Here is an 18556-nt window from a genome sequence, read left to right on the forward strand (position 1 = left end):
CCGGGACTGTTCGGTCGGCGCGGGGCCGACCATATGGGTCTCATAACCGCCTGGCGGATGGTGATCCGACGCTTGAGGGCCTAACTTGCGTCCGTCATTCGTCGCTTTTCGTCAATCCAGGGTGCGTGGCGGCGGGCGTTCGGCATGTGCATCTTCTGTACGCCGGGGAAGAATACGATGCGCGATTGCGGCGGAAGGTCCGGCACGCAATCCCGCACGAAATGCATCACGCCGTCCTTGGCGGTCCAGACCGCCTCGCCGGCCCCCAGAATATGGCCGAACCAGGCCTGGTCGGTGCCGTTGAGTCCTGCCGCCCGGGTGATCTCGGGTGATCGCTCAGCGTCGAAATCGCGCCACACCTGCGGTCGCGCGCCCGCCGTCATCAACAGCATCGAGCCGTTGTACGGTGTGCCTTCGATCGAATTCGAGCGATAGAGCACGATGTCCTCAGTCCGCGAAAGGATCGCGTCCATCGAGCCCAGGATGGTGCTGTCGAGGTCTATCCAGGCGAAACGCGGGCCGATCAGTTCCACCATATCGGGGGCGAAGGCGCGCAGCCGGCGCCAGCAGCCGCCGAGCGCGGCGGCATTGTCCCACAACGGCAGCACGCGGATTTCGCCATCGATCCCGTTCGGATCGTCGGTGATGCACACCACATCGTGCGGGATCGTCAGATGTTCGGCCAGTTCATGCCTGAGTCGGTTCACCGCCTCCGCCGAATAGTCGAACAGCACGTGCAGCTTGCGGGGATGGCGCCATTTCCACAGGACGATCTGCAGGCGCGCCGCCGGGTCGGACATCGGGTTTCCTTGTTGTGGCCAGCTTCATCCGGTCTTGCGAAACAGGGCGAACCGTTCCTCGCGCGGTTCGAATATGCGGCGGTTGTTCCGGTCGTAACGCCGCGACGGCTCGAGCGAAAGCTGATCGACCAGGAACAGCGGTACATAGCGCTGCGCTACCGACGTTTCCAGAAAGCGGAAGATGGTATGGTACAGGAGTAGCAAGCCCCCGATGGCGAGGTGGCGATCGAAATCTAGCACCGCGCGCTCGAACTGCGCAAAGCTGAGGTGGGGGGTCGGATCGGCTGGCCAGTCATGCACCAGTTCGCGCCGGTGGAGCACGCTGAGGCAAACGATCGCGTCAAAGCTTCCCCCGCCCGCCGCTTCGATGCTGTGGGCAGCAACCAATGAGACCCCAGGATCGGCGAGGCGTCGCCGGGCGCGGCGCAGGCGGGCCCGGTTGATGTCGATTCCGCTCAGGCGCGCCTTCGGGAGGTAATGGCGGAGCGTCTGCAACTCCTCGCCGGTTGAACAGCCGAACGACAGGATGTGAGGCGCCGGATGGTCATGCAACTGATCGCGCAGGGCGGCAAAGAGATCGGGATAGCGGTCGATCGCGCTTCGGCCGCCCTGCTGGAAAAGGTCGTCGGCGCGGTCACGGATCAATCGTCGTTCCTCACGCAGCGCGCTGTCGGCCGCGGTGCGGAGAAGGCCGGCGAGTGGCCGGACACCAGGCACTCGCTTTACCAGCGCGCGGGCAGCACTGATACGGGCCGATCCCGGCCTCACGATATCGTCTCGGTGACACGGTGGAGCCCGGCCTGCTCGCTCAACCGCCCGTCCTCCAGCAGCAATATCCGGTCGGCATGCGCCGCCGTGGCGGGCCGATGAGTCACCAAAAGCACCGCCAGCATCGGGCGTGCCCGGCGTAGTGCCTCGAACAGTCGTCGTTCGACATCGAGGTCGAGCGCGGCGGTGGCTTCGTCGAGGATCAGCAGCCGGTCGGCGCGCAGGATCGCTCGCGCCAGTCCGATGCGTTGGCGTTCGCCCTGTGACAGGGTGTCGACCACGGCGAGCATCGGCTGGTCCAGCCCCATCGGTAACCGTGCCACGATCTCGTCGGCCTGGGCGATCGCAAGGGCTTGGCGCAACGCGCTTTCGTCCCAGACAGTAGAATCGGGAAAGGCGATATTGTCGCGCAGCGTCGCGTCGATCAGCGTGACCGGTGAGGCTGCATAGCCTGTTCCATCGCGGGTCCCGCCGGCCCAGCTGGTTTCTCCCGTGTCCGGCACGATACGGCCGAGGAGAATATCGACCAGTGTCGATTTCCCGGTGCCCGAACTGCCCGTCAGCGCGGTCCAGATCGAAGGCGAGAGCGTCAGATCGACCGAGGCGAGCTGCTGGGGTGCAGTGTGTCTCTCATCGCGCGCGCTATGGGAGTACGATATGTTTGACAGGGTGACGATCGGACCGTGCCGTGCCGTGGCGAGTGGTACCGGCGTCGGCGCGGACGCCGCTAGTGCGGCCATCACGGTATCGAGGTCGGACTGGAAGAAGCTGCGGGTGTGCAATACCGAAGCGAGGCGCCTCAGGCTCGGCAGCAGGCGGACGCTTACCGCCAGTCCGGTCATCAGCCTTGCCGGCTCGACATGCCCACTCAGCAGTTCGACCGCGACCAGCAGCAGCAGGCCGATCACGCCCGCAGTTTCGGCCATCGGCAGCATCAGTTCCTGCGACTGGTTCTGCCGGTCCAGCGCGGTCGCCAACCCCTTGGCGAGTTCGGCATAGCGCTTTCCGAACGCGTCGCCACTGCGATAGAGCCCGATTTCCCGGCTGGTGGCGCTGCTGTCGCGCATCCAGCGCTGCAGCGCAGCGATTCGGTCGAGCCGCAAGCGCGAATAGAAGGAGGCGTTGCGGGTGAGCAGGCGATGGCTCAGCCAGATCAGCACTGCCGGCACGGCCATGGCGAGCAATGGCCATGGCCCGGCCACCCAGGCGAACAATGCCAGCAGCGCGGCGACCACGCACGTCTCGCCCAAGCCGTCGGCGACCGCCAGCAGATAGGTGTTGACCACGCGCACCGCGCTGTCGGTCGCGCGGATCGATCCCGCCACGGGATCGTGATCCGCCCGGCGATCCATCGCTTCGGCCAGGTGCCGACTATAGAGCTGCCGGGCCAGCGCGCCAAGCCAGCCGCGCGCAAAACGAGAGCGCATCCGCGCGATCGTCCAATGCAGCGCGTTCTTGACGATCATCAACGCCACGATCAGCGCACCGAGCGCCATCAGCCGATGGCTGACCGGCATGGTGCCGAGCCACCCGGTGAGTGCGGGCAGGCGCGACTGCGACGCGTTCATCTCCGCGTTGGCGGCCGCGACGACGAGCAATACCAGGGCGCTTAGCGATATCGCTTCGAGTAGGCCGCGCACGGCCATCAGCACCGGCAGAACCGCCAGTGACCATAGCGATCGCCCCTGTTGCAGCGTGCGCACGAGATGCGCGAGCCGCCCGATGTCGCCCCAGGCGCGCTTCCACGATCCCATCACGCGACGCGCTCCGCGGCGCTGTCACCCTGGTGGCCCGGGGTGACGCACCACGCCGATCCTGCGTCGGCCTCATCGGCACCAAGCAACGCGACGTCGACCGCCGCCATCAGGTTGCCGGTGCCTTGCTCACGGCCAAGGCCTTGCGCGGCGAGGGCCCGTGCCGCGCGGCGCGCCGGCACCTGGAAGCGCAATGTTCCGGCCTGCACCCACTCTGCGTCGCGAATCAGGCTGGCATGTGCCAGCGGATGCCAGCGTCGCCAGGCGGGCACGCTGAGCAGCATCACCTGGAACCCGCTGGGGGACTGCAGCCAGATGCTTGCGACCGGGCGAAACGGTAAGTGGCGGGCGCGCCAGCCGGTGCGCCGGATGCGGTAGCCCTTAGCCTGCAACGCCGCCGCGATCGGCATCAGCCTGGTGCCCGCCCGTAGCATCAGCGTTTGGAGCCCGGTGTGGCGGCATGCCGGATCGGGATAGAGTGTCTCGCCCAATGCCAGCCCACCAACCGCAAGCGGATCTCCGGGTGTCAATGCCGGCTCGGCGATCACGTCGGCGACTGTCTCCCTAACGGCGGCGAGGCGCCGCTCCTCAAGTACCCAGGCAGTGCGCAGGCGGTGCAGCAGCCAAGCCGGTCCGTCCAGCCCGAGGTCGCGCTGCCGCCATGCCGCCATCGGCAGTAGATCTCGCCAGTGCGGGGGATAGGCTGGCTCGCCGTCCACCAGCAGGTCGGGCATCGCGTCGAGCCACGCTCGCCATGCTGCCCGCGTCTCACCGGGTGGTCCAGCGCAGAGCCGCAGCAGCGCCGCGTCGCCCGAACGTGTCGAGGCATCCCGTTGCGTCACGACTGTTCCTGTCGTGTCCCGCGGGCGCGCCGCTCTCGCAGAAACGTCGGTTCACGCCAGCGCCGGATGATTGCCCGGGCGAAGGCGCTCGGGGAACCCGCACCCCATCGGCGCGCCAGCACCGTGATGAAGGGCAGGGGCGTGTGAAACGCCCTGCCGGCTTGGCGCTGGCAAGCGTTCCAGGCCAGCCGCAGCCGGAGCGATCGGTCTGAGGAATGCGAGAGCCGTGCCGATTGCTGGAAATAGGCGCGGTCGAAACCGGCCATCGGCAGTGCGACGAGGCTGTCGAGAGTCGCGGTTGGTATCGGACTGGCGAGATGATCGGCCAGATAGCTGAGTGCCGCCGCGACCAGCGGCCCGCAGCGGTGCCGCGCGGCCTCGGCTTCGAGCAGCGCCCAGCGGAAATCCCGGCCCTGCCGCTTCAGGATGAGATCCGCGTCGAGCATCCAGCGCACCGAAAGCTGATGGATGCTGCGGCCGTAGCCGTGGATGCAGGCGTGCAGCACATGATGTTCGGGTGCCAGCGTGAGTGCCGCTCCGGCGCCCAGCGCCTCGAACGGCTGCGCCGCTGCCCAGAGGCCGTCGTCTGAGCCTTCCCACAGCGACGCGGCAAACACATGGTGATGCAGGTCGACGCTGACGCGGAGATCGGGCTGGTGGAAGGCCATCGCGTGGATATTGATCCCCGGGATCGCCCTGCCTTGCGCTTCCTCGCCACGTGGCACGAAGCCGAGCTTCAGCAGCAGGGCTTCGGCGGTGGGATAATCGGCCGGCGCCACCGCGATGTCGAGGTCACTCATCGGTCGGCATGCGGGAGATGGATAGAATGTCGTGGCCAGCGGAAAGCCTTTGAGGAACAAGGGCCTGATTCGCTCGTCCTCGAAGGCCATGCCGATCTGTCGCGCAACGTGCTGGAATAGCATGAAGCGTGCTGCTGTCCGCCGATATCGGATTTCCATGTCGGTTCGGATGGTGTCGGAAAGGTCCTCCGTGCAGCGCTTGCCCCGCAGCGCCGGCAACAGGCGCAGGATTCCGGCATCGGCAGTCCGGGCTGCCGCCTTGGCGAGCAGGTCGATCGCGCAGGGCGTCAAAGGGGCGTCGAGCGCGATCGCGCGCAGGAGATCACGCAGTGCCGGCGCTGGCTCGTCCCCGAAATCGCGCAATCGCGGCCGATCGGTCACCGCAGCGAATCCGCCAGATCGAACAACAGGTCTGGCACGCCCGCCACGCCGTCACCCAGTTCCAGGCGATAGCTCGGCAGGTCGTGTACCAGGGCAGTGAGCGCGTCGTATTGCATGCGGCGGTCCTGCGAGGGGACATGCCGCATGAAGCGCAGCCCCGGCATGAACCGGCGGAGCGTCTCGGCGGTGCCGGCCCGTGCCAGCCGTGGCCGGCCGCTTTGCCCCAGGACCGGGAGCACCAGCGCCCGGATCGGCGCGACGCGCAGCATCATGTCGCTGTTTGCCGAGCAGGGCAGCAGCATCACACCCTTGGCATCCGCCGGCGCTCCGAGTGGCCGGCGCACGTCGCCGGGCAGATGCCGGAACATTGCCTGTGACTGCGCGGTCAGGCAGCAGCTTCGGTACATCGAATGACCCTCATGCAGCGCGCCGTCGCGTTTCACGATCAGGCAGTCTTCGCCTACCAGGCGGAAACCCGCTAGCAATGCCGCGAGGCATGTCGTGGATTTACCGCTGCCGTTTGGGCCGACCAGCAAAAGTCCCGGTTCGTCCGGTCCGCGGGCGATCACTCCGCCATGCACCGCCGGACGTCCCAGCCGCGCCAGCAATGGCAGCAGTCCGACCTGGAACGGACGCGCCATGCCGAGCCGGGTGAGCGAGTCGACACCCGGGAAGGCGCAGGTCAGGCGCCGCCGCGCGATGTCGCTCTCTTCGAGAGACTGCCCGGGAGGAACGGGGACGCCGGTCTCGGCGATACTCCAGGCGTCGATCTCGATCGTCACCTCGGCGTCGATGCAGGTTGATGCGATATGATGGAGCGGTTCGAACAGCCGCGCGGCGAGGGCAGGGCCCGCGACGCGGATCCGGATGGCGACACCCGCTATGACGACATCTAGCGTCTCCGGTGGGACGCGGGCACAGGCGGCGGCGAAAGCGGCGCCGGGATCTGCGGTCATGTCGACCAGTGATGCACGGGGCGCAACGCGCCTTCCTTGCGTCGCCGGTCGAGGTTGCGCTTTGCGATGGTCAGGAAATCGTCGATGACTTGGTTTGCATTGGTCAGACTGTGGTTGGATCCGTGAATCCGCCGTAACACCAGCACCTCTTCAACGATCGCCGGTCTCAACTTCAACGCATCGGCACGCAAGAACCAGTCCTGGTCAGCGCGGGTGAGCGTGCCGGTGTCGAATGCGCCGACGCGGTCGAAAGCGGCACGGCGCATGAGGAGACATTGCATCAGCCGCCCGAGCCTCGGGCTGTCGTCGAGTGGTCCCGGCTTTTCCCCGTCCATGGCGATGTGGCGTACGAGGGTCAGGCTGTAATCGGCTGCCGGATCAGCTTCGAGCGCCGCAAGCTGGGCCGCGATCTTGCCGGGCAACCAAAGGTCGTCCACATCGAGAAAGGCGATGAAATCCCCACGCGCCAGCACGACGCCGGCATTGCGCGCAGCCGCGACGCCCGCCTGCGCTTGCCGGTGCACGCGGACCCCATCGAAGCCGGCAGCGATTGCGCCTGACGCATCCGACGATCCGTCATCTACGACGATGACCTCAAGCTCAGCCCCGCGTTGGTGCAGAATACTGGTTAACGCCTGCGCCAGGAAGGCCCCGCCATTGTGCACCGGAACGATGCAAGAAACACGCGCGCTCGGGCTGCGATCAGTCACGACGGTATCCTGAGCCCGTCCGGGTCAGGCCCGCAGCGGCGGATCGAGGGCAAAGGCCTGTTCCATGTCGTCGAAGGCGAGCAGGCTCGGCGGTGCGTAGGTCGCGAAACCAGGTACACGCCCGACCGGGTTTCGTGGCGGAGTGGCCTCGCCGATTGGCTCCAGCAGGCCGATTTCGATCAGATGCGCAATGAAGGTGCGGACGTCTTGGGCGACATCTTCACTCAATACATCGCAGCTTGCGGTAATGTTTCTGACGATCGAATCAAGATTATCTCCATCTGCAATGGCTTCCCAGATGAAGGCGCCCACTTCATTGGAGGAATAATAGAGTCCATTCTGCAGGTTGATGACGACTAATTCCCCATCCATTACCTTGCCGGCCACATGGGTCGCTATAGAGATTGGGCAGAATTGCACCTGCGGTCTTTCAATATTTAAGGGGTCGGAACTGCTTGTAAAGCTGTTCGCTTCCCTACGAATCGAAGGGCCGAAAGTCAATTCGATGAGGCGCTGTCAATGGTCGCCCCGACTGGCTGACGGGAGCGTGGCGTAGGGCAGGTCGGCGGGGCAAGGCCGGATAGCTATGCGCCCGATGGCAGGTAACGCTACTTGCCTACCCTGCTGCGCAGGTGCTCGGCCAGCCGGATCGAAAGCGTGATGATCGTGAAGGTCGGATTGGAGATTCCGGTCGATGGAAAGACGGAGGAGCCTGCGACATAGAGATTGTCGAGCGAGTGCACCTTGAGGTTAGCGTCGACCACGCCCTGGGTTGGGTCGGCCGACATGCGCGTCGTTCCGATATGGTGACCGTTGACGACCAGCTGGCCCTTCACGCTTTCCCATGAGGGATAATAGACATCGCCGTTCAGGGCGTTGACCGCGGTTTTGAACAACTGGGTCGACTGGGTGTAGGTCGTCTCGTCCCTTTGGCTGAGCTGCCACGTGATACGAGTCTGTCGCTGCCCGAAGACCTTGTCGAGCGAATCGGCGAGCCTGACGCGGCTGTCGGGATTCGGGGCCATTTCGAAATAATATTGGCCGCCGCCGGCCCAGAACCAGCAGCTGCCGATGCCCAGCGCCCGTTGCTGGTCGGCGCTGGGGGAGAATCGGCCCGTCACCGTCACCCCATTCTGGTCCTGCCACCTGACCGGGCGCGCGCCGGAGAGGGTGTCGCCGTTCATCAGCCTTGTCTGGCCCGCGGTGAGATAGGGTTGCGTGATAGAAACGACGCCGTTGGCGGAGAGCGGGTGGCACATGAAATAGCGGCCGACCTGGTCATGCTCGTTACCGGCATTGGAGAGCAGGAGCTGGCGCGCGTTGGCGACCGCGCCGCATGCCAGCACGAAGACATCGGCCTTGATGGTGAATTCGGTCGCCTTTTGCGGGGTTGTCCGGACGTTCATACTGGCCACGCGAACTGACTGCACAGCGCCCCGGCTATGGTCGATATCGAGCAGGCTGGCGTTCAGGATCACGTCGGCCGCGCTTTCCCCGATGGTGATGCCGTCGAACGTCCGGGTTGAGAAATTCAGATAATTCTGGCCCATGAACTGGTACATTTCGGTATCGAAACCGGCGAGGCCGGGAACTTCCGCTCCCAGGATGTCGGCCCAATATTCGGCGCTGAAATTATCGGCATGGAGCACGCAGAACGCGGCTGCTTTCGCATAATAGGAGTCGAGGTCAGAGCGGCTGATCGGCCAGCCGGGAAAGCCCGGACGCGCCTCGAAATCGATCGGGTCGAGTGGCCGGGACTGGCCGCCCCAATGCGCGGAGGTGCCGCCATAGATGCGCTCGCGCTCCCAAGCGCTGTTGGTCTGTCCTGAATAAGGCTGGATGAGGAACTGGGGCTCGTTGGAGGTGAACAGGCCATCCGATATACCCTCGTAGAGCAGGGTCTTGTCCGGCCAGCTTGCCTGGAAATTATCACCGGCGGCGCGGTAGTCGCGGCTTCCCTCGATCAGGGTAACCTTCAGTCCCGCCTTTTGCAGATGCCACGCTGCGGTGATCCCCGCCGGACCTGATCCGATAATGCACACCTGAGTCGAAACTACGGTGCCGTTGGAGATATCCCTGCCGTCTCTGATCATATGACCTCACCCCAAGATATCGTGAAGATAGTGTGGCGTACAAAGCTGGTCGATTTTCAGAGCGTTTTTAACGTTTCGAATGAGAGATGTATTTACGGAGTTGTAGCCGAACTGGTTCCTTGGATTGGGAATGTTTGTCTTGGTGAAGTTCTATCTGCGCGCCAAGGGCTGGTAGTGCGACGTGATGGGCTGAATGTTCGTCGATCGTTCGGTCCTGGAACACGGTTATGCTCACGTCGCTTTCTGCTGCCCTTGACCAGGACGGCGTCGGGCAAATCTCGACGGAACAGGCGCCGGCCTCGAATTCCTGTTTGACGATCGTTCAACAACCGGGGACAAGCACCGGATCGATGAAGATCGGGAGGAAATGATGGGGTCCAGGCTGATTGCGCGCATCTTGGGGATAGCGGCGTCGGCCGCGCTGGCAATAGCTCCTGCCACGGCCGAGACCCTCTATGTTCGTGCCGGGAAGCTGGTCGATACCGAAAAGGGTCTGGTCCTCACCGACCGGCTGATCCGTATCGACGACGGGCGCGTAACCGCCGTGACACCTTGGGCACCGCCGCCGGCGGGCGCGGTGGTAACTGACTGGAGCGGCTACACGGTGCTGCCCGGCCTGATCGATATGCACACTCATCTCGTCGACTCGGAACAGTCGGCCAATGTCGCCGAACCCCTGCTGCATTCGGGGGCCGATATCGCGCTGCTCGGCGCGAAGCATGCACGCGATACGCTTGCGGCAGGCTTCACCAGCGTCCGCGACGTCGGCACGTTCCGCGCATTTGGTGACGTTTCGCTGCGCAACGCGATCGACAGAGGGCTGGTCGAAGGGCCGAGAATGAGTGTCGCCGGCGCTTATCTCACCGTCCCCGGCGGCGGCGGCGAGGTCACCGGCATGGCCCCCGATGTCGAGGTTCCCGCGATCATGCGTATGGGCGTGGTCACCGGCCCCGCCGACATGACGGTCAAGGCGCGTCGCCTTTTCCAGAATGGCGCCGATTTTCTGAAGCTGATCGCGACCGGCGCCGTGCTCGCCGCCGGTACAGAGCCCGGTGCGCCCGAACTGACCGAGGAGGAGATGCATGCCGCCGTCGCCGAGGCGGCGCGCAACGGCAGCTATGCCACCGCCCATGCGCACGGGGCCGAGGGCATCAAGCTGGCGATCCGCGCCGGTGTGCGCTCGATCGAGCACGCCTCGCTGATCGACGACGAGGGTATCGCGCTGGCGAAAGCAAAGGGCGTCTGGCTGGTGATGGATATCTATAATGGCGACTATATCGACCAGGTCGGCAGGCGCGACGGATGGTCCGCCGAGATCCTACGCAAGAATATCGAAACGACCGACGCCCAGCGCGAGGGGTTCCGCAAGGCGGTGCGGGCGGGCGTGAAGATCGCCTATGGCACCGATGCGGGGGTCTATCCGCACGGCATGAATGCGCGGCAGTTCAGCTACATGGTCCGTTTCGGCATGACGCCGATGCAGGCAATCCAGTCAGCGACGACCAGCGCCGCGGCGTTGATGGGCAAGTCAGCTGACGTCGGTGCCGTCTCGCCCGGCCATTATGCCGACATGGTCGCCGTGAAGGGCGATCCGCTCGCTGATATCGCGCTTCTCGAAAAGGTCGATCATGTCATGAAGGGCGGCAAGCTGGTCAGATAACCCCTTATCCGCTGTGTTTTCCGAAGCGGGCCTCCATGAATCATACCGGACTCGGCATCCACTCTTCCTCAGGCAGTATGAGTGTGCGGGTCGCGGCTAACGCATTAGCATTGACTAATGTATTAGTCTTGGCTAATGATTTGCCCATGCTCGAAGCCGTCGCCATCACCGCCGTCATGCGCACGCTCGCCGATCCGACGCGGCGCGGCATCTTCGAACGTGTCGTCAATGCGAAGGAGATCACCGTTGCCGACCTGACCAAAGGCAGCGGCGTCACCCAGGGCGCCATTTCCCAGCACCTGAAATCGCTCAGGCAGGCCGGTCTCGTCGCCGAGCGTCCCGAGGGACGCAACGTCTATTACAGCGCCCGGCCCGATGGCCTTGCCCCGCTGGTCGACTGGATGGACCATTACGGTGTCTTCTGGCGTGACCGCTTCGCTGATCTCCGCTCTCTTCTGAAGGAAATCGATCCATGAATCAGGTTGTGCCGAAGGCTCCGGAATCCCGGGTCGAAACCTATGATATCGTCGTCGACGAGGTCTTTCCCCACGCGCCCGAGACGATCTGGAAAACGCTGACTGACGGCACCGCCATGGGCCGCTGGCTGATGGCGCCGACCGGGTTCGAGCCGGTGGAGGGCACCCGCTTTACCTTCCAAACCACCCCTGCCGGCGAATGGGATGGCGTGATCAATTGTCAGGTGCTCGAGGTCGTGGAGAATCAACGCCTCGCCTTCGCCTGGAAGGGCGGGCACGAGGGCAATGCGGGCTATGGCTCGCCACTCGACACGATCGTCACCTGGACGCTCACCCCGGCTGGGGACGGCGCCCGCGTCCACATGGTTCACTCGGGCTTCGAGCTACCGAAGAACGAGCGCGCCTTCTCTACGATGAGCCAGGGCTGGAAGAAGGTGGTGCCGACGATGGCTCAACTCGCCGGCGACGCGGACTTGTGAGAGGGCGGATCGGGCCGACAGCTTCCGCTGGACGGGAAAGAAGATCGCGCGCTTCCAACCTTCACCATGATGCCGCCGACGGAGGGCAGGGTTAGCTGAACCGATACGGATCGAAGCATTCCGCATCTGGATCGGTCGCTCCGGAAAGTGCCGCTGCGATCAGCTCGGTTCCCAGCGCGGCGAAGCTCACCCCGTTTCCGCCGAACCCGCTCGCCAGCCAGAGATTGTCATGGTTTCGCGCCCGACCGATTGCCGGCAACCCATCCGGCGATGATCCGAACGCTGCCGCCCATGCGCAGTCCACCGTGATGTCCTCGACCGCGATCATCGCCGCCAGCTTTGCGCTGATCGTACCGCGCTTGGTTTCGATCAGCGCATCGCGCTGCCGGGCGTCGTCGAAATCCTCATCCTCGCCGCCGGCGATCACCCGGCCGTCTGCGGTGGCTCGTGTGTAGAGATAGGGCGAGGATGCTTCCCAGATCATCGCATTTTCCCGCCATAGCGGTGCGCGCCCGGGCGCTGTCGCGATCGCATAGCTCGATCCGACGGTGAAGGCGGCGGGCAGGAACCAGACGGCGCGCTCATATCCTGGTGCGAGGATGACGGTTTTCGCCTCGATCCGTCGCCCATCGGCGCCGTGCAACATTGACCCGCCGCCTGTTTGCTCGATGCGCGCCACGTCGAATGGAAAACAGGCCGCGGCGCCACGCGCTCGCGCCTTGGCGAGTAGGCCGAGCGTCAGCCGCACCGGATCGACCTCATAGCTTCCGGCCGAGAGCAGCGCGGCGCGGGGGGCGATATCGAACCGCCCAGCCACGGTCGCGGCATCGAGATAGTCGGATGGCAAGCCCGCAGCCCGCCGCGCCTCAGCTTCTGCCCGGAGTGCCTGCTCATCGAGCAACGTTCCAGCCAGATATAATTCGGGTCGGTCGATCCGCCCGCATTCGATCTCTGCATCGTCTATACGTGCTGCCAGCCTCTCCACCGCCGCGAACACGCGCCGCCAGCGTCGTGCGGCTTCCGCCATGCCGATCGTCCCGGCCAACCGGGTCAGGGGGACATCGGCTGCCCACATCACCAGTGCTGTGGAGGCGGCCGTGCTGCCATGGGCGGGAGGTCGGCGGTCGAGCAGCAGCACGCGACGGCCCTCGCCTGACAATCGTTCCCCCAGCATCGCCCCCATCACACCCGCGCCGACAATCGCGATGTCGACGCTATCCGAAGGAATCGGATCGGAAGTGAGAGTGTTATCATCGATCGCCACCCAGCATGGATGGCCACCACGAAGATCCCGGCGTTCGGTCAGGTCCACATATGTCTCCGAAAAGTCGTATCGTCAGGTAGCGGGGGAGGCGGTGGCACGGTATCGGCGGAGATAGCGCGATCACCGGATCGCGAAGTCCAAGAGTGCGAACTACCGGGAGGCTTAATTGGCTCCGTGTACCCATCATCAAAAACGCGGCCCGCCAATTCGGGTGGCGTTCGTTTCGGCGAAATCGGAAGAGTCGCGCGCGATCAGCCACAGGTTCGATCCGACGTGGATTTTATCGATCCGGGGATTGCATCACGCGATTTAACCGGGAAGAAATGTCGTCATTCGCACAACATGGGAGTTCTTCGTGACCAATAAGCCTCTCGCGCTTGTTCTTGCCGCCGGCGTCATCCTCGCTCCTGCCATGAGCGCCGCGCAGGACAGTCCCGCGCGCGACAAGAGTGCAGCCACATCCAATGCCGACAAGATGAAGAACGAGGCGGAGGCCGCCTGGGCCAATGCGCCCATCGCCGAAACAGAGACGACTCATCGCGACGCCGTCACCATCGACGGGCGTCGCTACGCTTATACCGCCTCGGCCGGCACGCTCACGATCCGCGATATCGAGGGGAAGCCGACTGCCTCGATGTTCTACACCGCCTATACGCTCGATGGGGTGAAGCCGGGGACGAAACGGCCGGTCACCTTCCTCTACAATGGTGGGCCGGGCAGCCCCTCCTTCTGGCTTCGCATGGGGTCGTTCGCGCCGATCCGTCTTCGTACGACCAATCCCGAATTCATCCGGCCTGCGCCCTATGACGTCGGCCCCAATCCGGATTCGCTGCTCGACAAGACCGATCTCGTTTTTCTCGATGCGATCGGCACCGGCTATTCGCGCCCGCTGGGTGATATGAAGCCCGCTCAATTCTACGGTGTCGACGAGGACGTCGATGCCTTCGCCAAGGGCATCATTCGCTACGTTACCAAATATGGGCGCTGGATGAGCCCGAAGTTCCTGCTCGGTGAAAGCTATGGGACGTTGCGGTCGGGCGCGCTCGCCTATCAACTGCAGGATCGCGGCATGGCGTTGAACGGCGTCGTGCTGCTGTCGTCGATCATGAACTATGGCTATCGCCAGCCGGGGCTCGACCAGGTCTATCTCAACTACCTGCCCAGCTATGCAGCGACCGCCTGGTATCATAACCGGCTGCAGAACCGGCCTGCCGACGTCGCCACGATCGTTGCACGGGCGCGGGCCTTTGCCACGGGACCCTATATGTCCGCGCTTGCCAAGGGGCAGTCGATCCCGGATGCCGAGCGCGATCAGGTCGCCGATCAGATGAGCCAGTTGATCGGCCTGTCTCCCGAATTCATCAAGCGGGCGAACCTTCGGATCGACCTGGCTCGGTTCCAGAAGGAATTGCTGCGCGGGGAGGCGCGGACGGTTGGCCGGTTCGACTCGCGTTACACCGGCATCGACACCGATGCGGCGGGCGAGCGGCCGGAGACTGACGCGTCGTCCGACGCGATCTCGGGTGCGTACATCGCCTCGTTCCACGATTATCTCTCGACCACGCTCGGCTACAAGACCGACTTGCCCTATCGCCTCTCCGCGCGCGATGCGGCTGGTTTCACCTGGAACTGGAAGCATGAGGGCCCCGGCCGTGGCCAGGGCCAGAACAACCCCAACACCGCCGTTGACCTGGGTGCTGCGATGCGGAGCAATCCGTACCTCAAGGTGCTGTCGATGAACGGCTATTACGACATGGCGACGCCATTTTTCGGGACCGAAAACGACCTGGGGCACATGATGCTTGAAAGGTCGCAGCAGGCGAACCTGCAATTCACTTATTATCCCGCCGGTCACATGACCTATCTGAACCCGGCTGCGTTGCGCCAGATGAAGATCGATCTGTCGCGCTGGTACGACGAGGCGGTCAGTGACGCCCGCTCCGCAACCCCGCCCGTTCCGCCAACGAACAGCGCGGCGGAAACGAGTCCGGTGGCGAATTGAACCCGTGGCGGCGGGGTGATGCGCTGGCTTTGCAGCGTATCACCCCGCCGTCCGGCATCCCTTGAAAGCTTGCGCGACGTTCCCGGCTGAGCGACAGCGCGATCATGTCGGAACGCCTCGAACTCACCCTGCGCGAAGCGATCTCCCCGGACGCGCCCGCGATCATCGCGCTTTGGCAAGCCTGTGGCCTTACCCGCCCATGGAACGACCCGCAGGCGGATTTCGCCCGGGCGATCGCCGGGCCGACCTCGACGGTCCTGGTGGTGGAGCAGGAACGGGTCCTTGCCGGTTCGGTCATGGTGGGTTTCGACGGACATCGCGGCTGGGTCTATTATCTGGCGGTGGTGCCCGATCATCGCCGGAGCGGTCTGGGGCGTATTTTGATGAATTCGGCGGAGGTCTGGCTCCGTGCTCGCGGCGCTGCCAAGATCCAGCTCATGGTGCGCGACGACAATCACGCCGCGCTCGGTTTTTACGAAGCGCTCGGGCTCGAACGGCAAAAGGTCGTGACGCTCGGCAAATTTCTGAAGGATTGAAGGCAATGGCGGCGACGCTCTACGGCATCAAGAATTGCGACACGATGAAGAAGGCCTGGACCTGGCTTGACGCGCACGGCGTCGCCTATGATTTTCACGACTATAAAAAGGCTGGAATCGACGAGGCAACCGTGCGTCGCTGGGCAGGGCAGGTGGGCTGGGAAGTGCTGCTCAACCGCGCCGGGACCACTTTCCGCGCGCTCTCCGACGCTGACAAGACGGATATCGGGGAAGACAAGGCGATCGCGCTGATGCTGGCCAATCCGTCGATGATCAAACGCCCGGTGCTTGATACTGGCAGCAAGCTGCTGGTCGGGTTCAAGCCGGACACCTATGATATGGCAGGGCTTGGATAGCAGGAGGACCGATCATGCCGACCGCGCGCTGGAACGGGGCGGTCATCGCCGAATCCGATGATACGGTGGTGGTCGAGGGCAATCACTATTTCCCGCCGGAAAGCGTCAATGGAGCGCTGCTCGAGGCAAGCGCATCGCATACTCGTTGTCCATGGAAGGGAGAGGCGAGCTACAAGTCGATCGTCGTCGGTGGAAAGCGCAATCCGGACGCAGTCTGGTTCTATCCCGATCCCTTGCCCGCTGCGGCCGAGATCAGGGGGCGGTTTGCGTTCTGGAAGGGCGTGTCGGTCGAATAGGGAAATATTCGCTCGCTTGACCTTTCTCGCGAATGATTGCGAAGCTTTCCGGACGCCTCTCAACTAGGTCCGATTCAGTTCAAAATATTGCCCTTCCAGCATAAAAGGCGCACTATCTCCGCCTCACCAATGGAGGGGAGCAGGTCATGACAGAAGACGGCGAACAGCCACCTGTTTGGTACTATGTCGTTGGCGGCATACTCGCGCTGTGGAATGCGATCGGCTGCTATTTCTGCTATATGCAGTTCATCCACGGTCCCGAAGCGATGGGACCAGCGACTGAATATGATGTCGCGCTCTACGCAAGCCTGCCCGGCTGGTATAATTATCTTTTCGCCCTCGCGGTCATCACGGGTCTGCTCGGCGCGATCGGCCTGCTGACCCGATCGCGCGCAGTCGGGATTCTTTTCATCGTCTCGCTGGTCGCGACGGTCATCCAGTTCGGCTATCTCTTCGCCGCCACCGATATCATCGCGCACAAGGGGGCAGGCATGGTGTTGCCCTTCCCGATCCTGATCATCGTGATCGGTGTCTTCTCGATCTGGTTCGCCGGGTTCGCGAAGAAGCGGGAATATCTGCGCCCCTGAAGGCCAATGTTGGGTGGGAGGGATGTCACTCCTCCCACTGGAACACCTCTTCGAGCGGCTTGCCGAACACCCGGGCGATACGGAACGCTGCCTCGAGCGACGGGGAATATTTCCCGGCCTCGATCGCGGCGATCGTTTGTCGCGTCATCCCGATGCGCGCGCCGAGATTGGCCTGGGTCATCTCCCCCGCCATGAAGCGCAGGGTGCGGATATGGTTGCCGATCGGGGTGCTAGCCATGCCGGTCCTGGCGACGGGCAAGGTTGACGGTGCCGTGCTGCGGCATCACGCCCGCGCCGTTCATGCTCGATTGCCTCGTCATCTCAACTCCCCCGGCGATAGAGAAACAGCAAGGTGCCGGCACGCACCAGTTCGGCGAGCACGAGCGCCAGCAGCAGCACGTTGCTGATCACGATCGGTACCAGCGTGTCCGGCTTGCCGGCCAGCCAGGCCGGGGCGGTGGCAATGGTCAGCGGCGCGACCACGGTAAGGGTCGCCACCAGCGCGCTCAGCGTGATGAAGGCAGGTCGATAGGCCAGCAGCGCGAATTCCCGGTCCCGGTCGTCCGCCGGCGCGCCGGCCTCTTTCGGGGACATGATCGACAATATGATTGCCACCACGATCTGGACCACGGTCAGCGCGATCACCGCGAGGATGAAATTACCCAACTCCGTGCCGACGTTGAAGCTCGGTCCTTCGATCGCCCGTACGAATCCCCGGAAATACCAGCCCCAGATCACGACCGTCGCCATGACCGATCCCCACATCATCCTTTCCCGAAACGCCATCAGATCCTCCAGCGTCAAATCAATGTAACATAATGTATAGAATATTTTACATTGAGTCAAACTGGGCAAACATTGCGCTGGCGCGGGCATATGCGGTGGCTGGCTTCCCCGATGTTGCGGCGCTAACAGCGGCGCATGTCCACGACCTTCACGATCGATACCTCGACCAGCCGCGCGAATCCGACGCCGGCTCCGATGAAGCGGCTCACCATCCCGGCCTTGCGCAAGGCCAAGGACGGCACGCCGCTGGTGATGCTCACCGCCTATACGGTGCGCACCGCGCAGTTGCTCGATCCGCATTGCGACCTGCTGCTGGTCGGGGACAGCCTTGGCCAGGTCGTCTATGGTTTGCCGTCGACGGTACCCGTCACGCTGGACATGATGGCGGCGCACGGCGCGGCGGTGGTGCGCGGCAGCTATCATTCGGTTGTCATCATCGACATGCCGTTCGGCAGCTATGAGGCATCCCCTGAAAAGGCGTTCGAAAACGCCGCCTGGCTGCTCAAGCAAACCGGCGCTGCCGGCGTGAAGATGGAAGGCGGCGAGGCGATGGCGCCGACGGTCCGCTTCCTGGTCGAGCGTGGCGTCCCGGTGATGGGGCATGTCGGCCTCACGCCCCAGGCGGTGAACGTGCTCGGCGGCTATGGTGCGCGTGGTCGCACGCCTGAGGAAGCGGCGAAGATCGTGGCCGATGCGGTCGCGATCGCCGATGCGGGCGCCTTCTCCATCGTGATCGAGGGCGTGGTCGAACCGATCGCGATCGAGATCACGCGGAAGGTGGCGTGCCCGACCATCGGCATCGGGGCTTCGGCGCTGTGCGACGGGCAGGTGCTGGTGGCTGAGGACATGCTCGGCATGTTCGAGCGCACGGCGCGTTTCGTGAAGCGCTTCGACGACTTGTCCGGCCGCATTTCCGCCGCGGTTGAAACCTATGCCGCTGACGTCAGATCCCGCAGCTTTCCGGGTCCGGAGCAGACTTACGCACCCAAGGATTGATCCTTCCGTTTGTA

Annotated in this window: 21 protein-coding genes; 9 read left to right on the forward strand and 12 right to left on the reverse strand. The window is 64.0% G+C overall.

Annotated features, from left to right (window positions below; all coding sequences use genetic code 11):
* Nucleotides 1-80: 80 nt before the first annotated feature.
* The 9 genes from NDN01_RS04655 to NDN01_RS04695 form a co-directional block, all read right to left on the reverse strand.
* Nucleotides 81-800, reverse strand: coding sequence for a hypothetical protein (locus tag NDN01_RS04655; protein ID WP_272626203.1), 720 nt, complete (start codon nucleotides 798-800; stop codon nucleotides 81-83).
* Between the two features lie 24 nt (nucleotides 801-824).
* A complete protein-coding gene (locus NDN01_RS04660; protein WP_272626204.1) occupies nucleotides 825-1568 on the reverse strand; it encodes a methyltransferase in 744 nt (247 codons plus the stop codon).
* The gene (locus NDN01_RS04665) at nucleotides 1565-3322 is read right to left on the reverse strand and encodes an ATP-binding cassette domain-containing protein (protein WP_272628024.1); all 1758 of its coding nucleotides are present in this window, start codon (nucleotides 3320-3322) and stop codon (nucleotides 1565-1567) included. The genes NDN01_RS04660 and NDN01_RS04665 overlap by 4 nt, the downstream gene beginning before the upstream one ends.
* The gene (locus NDN01_RS04670) at nucleotides 3322-4164 is read right to left on the reverse strand and encodes a hypothetical protein (protein ID WP_272626205.1); all 843 of its coding nucleotides are present in this window, start codon (nucleotides 4162-4164) and stop codon (nucleotides 3322-3324) included. Before NDN01_RS04670 ends, NDN01_RS04665 begins: the two co-directional genes overlap by 1 nt.
* Nucleotides 4161-5345 carry a nucleotidyltransferase domain-containing protein gene (locus tag NDN01_RS04675; RefSeq protein ID WP_272626206.1) on the reverse strand — a complete coding sequence of 395 codons (1185 nt, stop codon included), beginning with the start codon at nucleotides 5343-5345 and terminating at the stop codon, nucleotides 4161-4163. Before NDN01_RS04675 ends, NDN01_RS04670 begins: the two co-directional genes overlap by 4 nt.
* The gene (locus NDN01_RS04680; protein WP_272626207.1) at nucleotides 5342-6301 is read right to left on the reverse strand and encodes a hypothetical protein; all 960 of its coding nucleotides are present in this window, start codon (nucleotides 6299-6301) and stop codon (nucleotides 5342-5344) included. The genes NDN01_RS04675 and NDN01_RS04680 overlap by 4 nt, the downstream gene beginning before the upstream one ends.
* Nucleotides 6298-7011, reverse strand: a complete 714-nt coding sequence (locus NDN01_RS04685) for a glycosyltransferase family 2 protein (RefSeq protein WP_272626208.1) — start codon at nucleotides 7009-7011, stop codon at nucleotides 6298-6300. Before NDN01_RS04685 ends, NDN01_RS04680 begins: the two co-directional genes overlap by 4 nt.
* 24 nt (nucleotides 7012-7035) lie before the next feature.
* A complete protein-coding gene (locus tag NDN01_RS04690; RefSeq protein WP_272626209.1) occupies nucleotides 7036-7398 on the reverse strand; it encodes a PqqD family protein in 363 nt (120 codons plus the stop codon).
* Between the two features lie 221 nt (nucleotides 7399-7619).
* Nucleotides 7620-9104 (reverse strand): FAD-dependent oxidoreductase, encoded by a 1485-nt coding sequence (locus NDN01_RS04695; RefSeq protein ID WP_272626210.1) that lies wholly within the window; start codon nucleotides 9102-9104, stop codon nucleotides 7620-7622.
* A gap of 370 nt (nucleotides 9105-9474) precedes the next feature.
* Between NDN01_RS04695 and NDN01_RS04700 the strand changes: the two genes are divergently transcribed.
* From NDN01_RS04700 to NDN01_RS04710, 3 genes are all read left to right on the forward strand, one after another.
* Entirely contained in the window at nucleotides 9475-10764 is a 1290-nt protein-coding gene (locus NDN01_RS04700; protein WP_272628026.1) for a Xaa-Pro dipeptidase, read from the forward strand.
* A gap of 146 nt (nucleotides 10765-10910) precedes the next feature.
* A complete protein-coding gene (locus tag NDN01_RS04705; protein WP_272626211.1) occupies nucleotides 10911-11240 on the forward strand; it encodes an ArsR/SmtB family transcription factor in 330 nt (109 codons plus the stop codon).
* On the forward strand, nucleotides 11237-11719 hold the full coding sequence (locus NDN01_RS04710) for an SRPBCC family protein (protein WP_272626212.1): 483 nt from the start codon (nucleotides 11237-11239) through the stop codon (nucleotides 11717-11719). The genes NDN01_RS04705 and NDN01_RS04710 overlap by 4 nt, the downstream gene beginning before the upstream one ends.
* 91 nt (nucleotides 11720-11810) lie before the next feature.
* Here the strand turns inward: NDN01_RS04710 and NDN01_RS04715 are convergent, their stop codons facing one another.
* Nucleotides 11811-13031, reverse strand: coding sequence for an NAD(P)/FAD-dependent oxidoreductase (locus NDN01_RS04715; RefSeq protein ID WP_272626213.1), 1221 nt, complete (start codon nucleotides 13029-13031; stop codon nucleotides 11811-11813).
* A gap of 364 nt (nucleotides 13032-13395) precedes the next feature.
* On the opposite strand from NDN01_RS04715, the gene NDN01_RS04720 reads away from it, so the two are divergent.
* The 5 genes from NDN01_RS04720 (at nucleotide 13396) to NDN01_RS04740 (ending at nucleotide 16760) form a co-directional block, all read left to right on the forward strand.
* Nucleotides 13396-14985, forward strand: a complete 1590-nt coding sequence (locus NDN01_RS04720) for a S10 family peptidase (RefSeq protein ID WP_272628027.1) — start codon at nucleotides 13396-13398, stop codon at nucleotides 14983-14985.
* A 104-nt stretch (nucleotides 14986-15089) separates the two neighbouring features.
* Entirely contained in the window at nucleotides 15090-15521 is a 432-nt protein-coding gene (locus tag NDN01_RS04725; protein WP_272626214.1) for a GNAT family acetyltransferase, read from the forward strand.
* Between the two features lie 5 nt (nucleotides 15522-15526).
* Nucleotides 15527-15877, forward strand: coding sequence for an ArsC family reductase (locus NDN01_RS04730; RefSeq protein WP_272626215.1), 351 nt, complete (start codon nucleotides 15527-15529; stop codon nucleotides 15875-15877).
* 14 nt (nucleotides 15878-15891) lie between these two features.
* Nucleotides 15892-16173 (forward strand): DUF427 domain-containing protein, encoded by a 282-nt coding sequence (locus NDN01_RS04735; RefSeq protein WP_272626216.1) that lies wholly within the window; start codon nucleotides 15892-15894, stop codon nucleotides 16171-16173.
* A gap of 146 nt (nucleotides 16174-16319) precedes the next feature.
* Nucleotides 16320-16760, forward strand: a complete 441-nt coding sequence (locus tag NDN01_RS04740; RefSeq protein ID WP_272626217.1) for a hypothetical protein — start codon at nucleotides 16320-16322, stop codon at nucleotides 16758-16760.
* A gap of 25 nt (nucleotides 16761-16785) precedes the next feature.
* On the opposite strand, the gene NDN01_RS04745 is transcribed toward NDN01_RS04740, so the two are convergent.
* Nucleotides 16786-16998, reverse strand: coding sequence for a helix-turn-helix transcriptional regulator (locus NDN01_RS04745; protein ID WP_272626218.1), 213 nt, complete (start codon nucleotides 16996-16998; stop codon nucleotides 16786-16788).
* An 83-nt stretch (nucleotides 16999-17081) separates the two neighbouring features.
* Nucleotides 17082-17546, reverse strand: coding sequence for a hypothetical protein (locus NDN01_RS04750; protein ID WP_272626219.1), 465 nt, complete (start codon nucleotides 17544-17546; stop codon nucleotides 17082-17084).
* A gap of 135 nt (nucleotides 17547-17681) precedes the next feature.
* On the opposite strand from NDN01_RS04750, the gene panB reads away from it, so the two are divergent.
* A complete protein-coding gene (gene panB, locus NDN01_RS04755) occupies nucleotides 17682-18542 on the forward strand; it encodes a 3-methyl-2-oxobutanoate hydroxymethyltransferase (protein WP_272626220.1) in 861 nt (286 codons plus the stop codon).
* The last annotated feature ends 14 nt before the right edge of the window (nucleotides 18543-18556 follow it).

It is taken from the genome of Sphingomonas sp. QA11 (assembly GCF_028473665.1).
GTDB classification, from domain to species: domain Bacteria; phylum Pseudomonadota; class Alphaproteobacteria; order Sphingomonadales; family Sphingomonadaceae; genus Sphingomonas; species Sphingomonas phytovorans.

Bases quoted from the DNA above. Each gene is read 5' to 3' on its own strand.
- NDN01_RS04655 (WP_272626203.1), bottom strand. From the start codon at position 800: ATGTCCGACCCGGCGGCGCGCCTGCAGATCGTCCTGTGGAAATGGCGC.
- NDN01_RS04665 (WP_272628024.1), bottom strand. From the start codon at position 3,322: ATGGGATCGTGGAAGCGCGCCTGGGGCGACATCGGGCGGCTCGCGCAT.
- NDN01_RS04680 (WP_272626207.1), bottom strand. From the start codon at position 6,301: ATGACCGCAGATCCCGGCGCCGCTTTCGCCGCCGCCTGTGCCCGCGTC.
- NDN01_RS04695 (WP_272626210.1), bottom strand. From the start codon at position 9,104: ATGATCAGAGACGGCAGGGATATCTCCAACGGCACCGTAGTTTCGACT.
- NDN01_RS04700 (WP_272628026.1), top strand. From the start codon at position 9,475: ATGGGGTCCAGGCTGATTGCGCGCATCTTGGGGATAGCGGCGTCGGCC.
- NDN01_RS04705 (WP_272626211.1), top strand. From the start codon at position 10,911: ATGCTCGAAGCCGTCGCCATCACCGCCGTCATGCGCACGCTCGCCGAT.
- NDN01_RS04710 (WP_272626212.1), top strand. From the start codon at position 11,237: ATGAATCAGGTTGTGCCGAAGGCTCCGGAATCCCGGGTCGAAACCTAT.
- NDN01_RS04720 (WP_272628027.1), top strand. From the start codon at position 13,396: ATGAGCGCCGCGCAGGACAGTCCCGCGCGCGACAAGAGTGCAGCCACA.
- NDN01_RS04725 (WP_272626214.1), top strand. From the start codon at position 15,090: ATGTCGGAACGCCTCGAACTCACCCTGCGCGAAGCGATCTCCCCGGAC.
- NDN01_RS04730 (WP_272626215.1), top strand. From the start codon at position 15,527: ATGGCGGCGACGCTCTACGGCATCAAGAATTGCGACACGATGAAGAAG.
- NDN01_RS04735 (WP_272626216.1), top strand. From the start codon at position 15,892: ATGCCGACCGCGCGCTGGAACGGGGCGGTCATCGCCGAATCCGATGAT.
- NDN01_RS04740 (WP_272626217.1), top strand. From the start codon at position 16,320: ATGACAGAAGACGGCGAACAGCCACCTGTTTGGTACTATGTCGTTGGC.
- NDN01_RS04745 (WP_272626218.1), bottom strand. From the start codon at position 16,998: ATGGCTAGCACCCCGATCGGCAACCATATCCGCACCCTGCGCTTCATG.
- NDN01_RS04750 (WP_272626219.1), bottom strand. From the start codon at position 17,546: ATGGCGTTTCGGGAAAGGATGATGTGGGGATCGGTCATGGCGACGGTC.
- panB (WP_272626220.1), top strand. From the start codon at position 17,682: ATGTCCACGACCTTCACGATCGATACCTCGACCAGCCGCGCGAATCCG.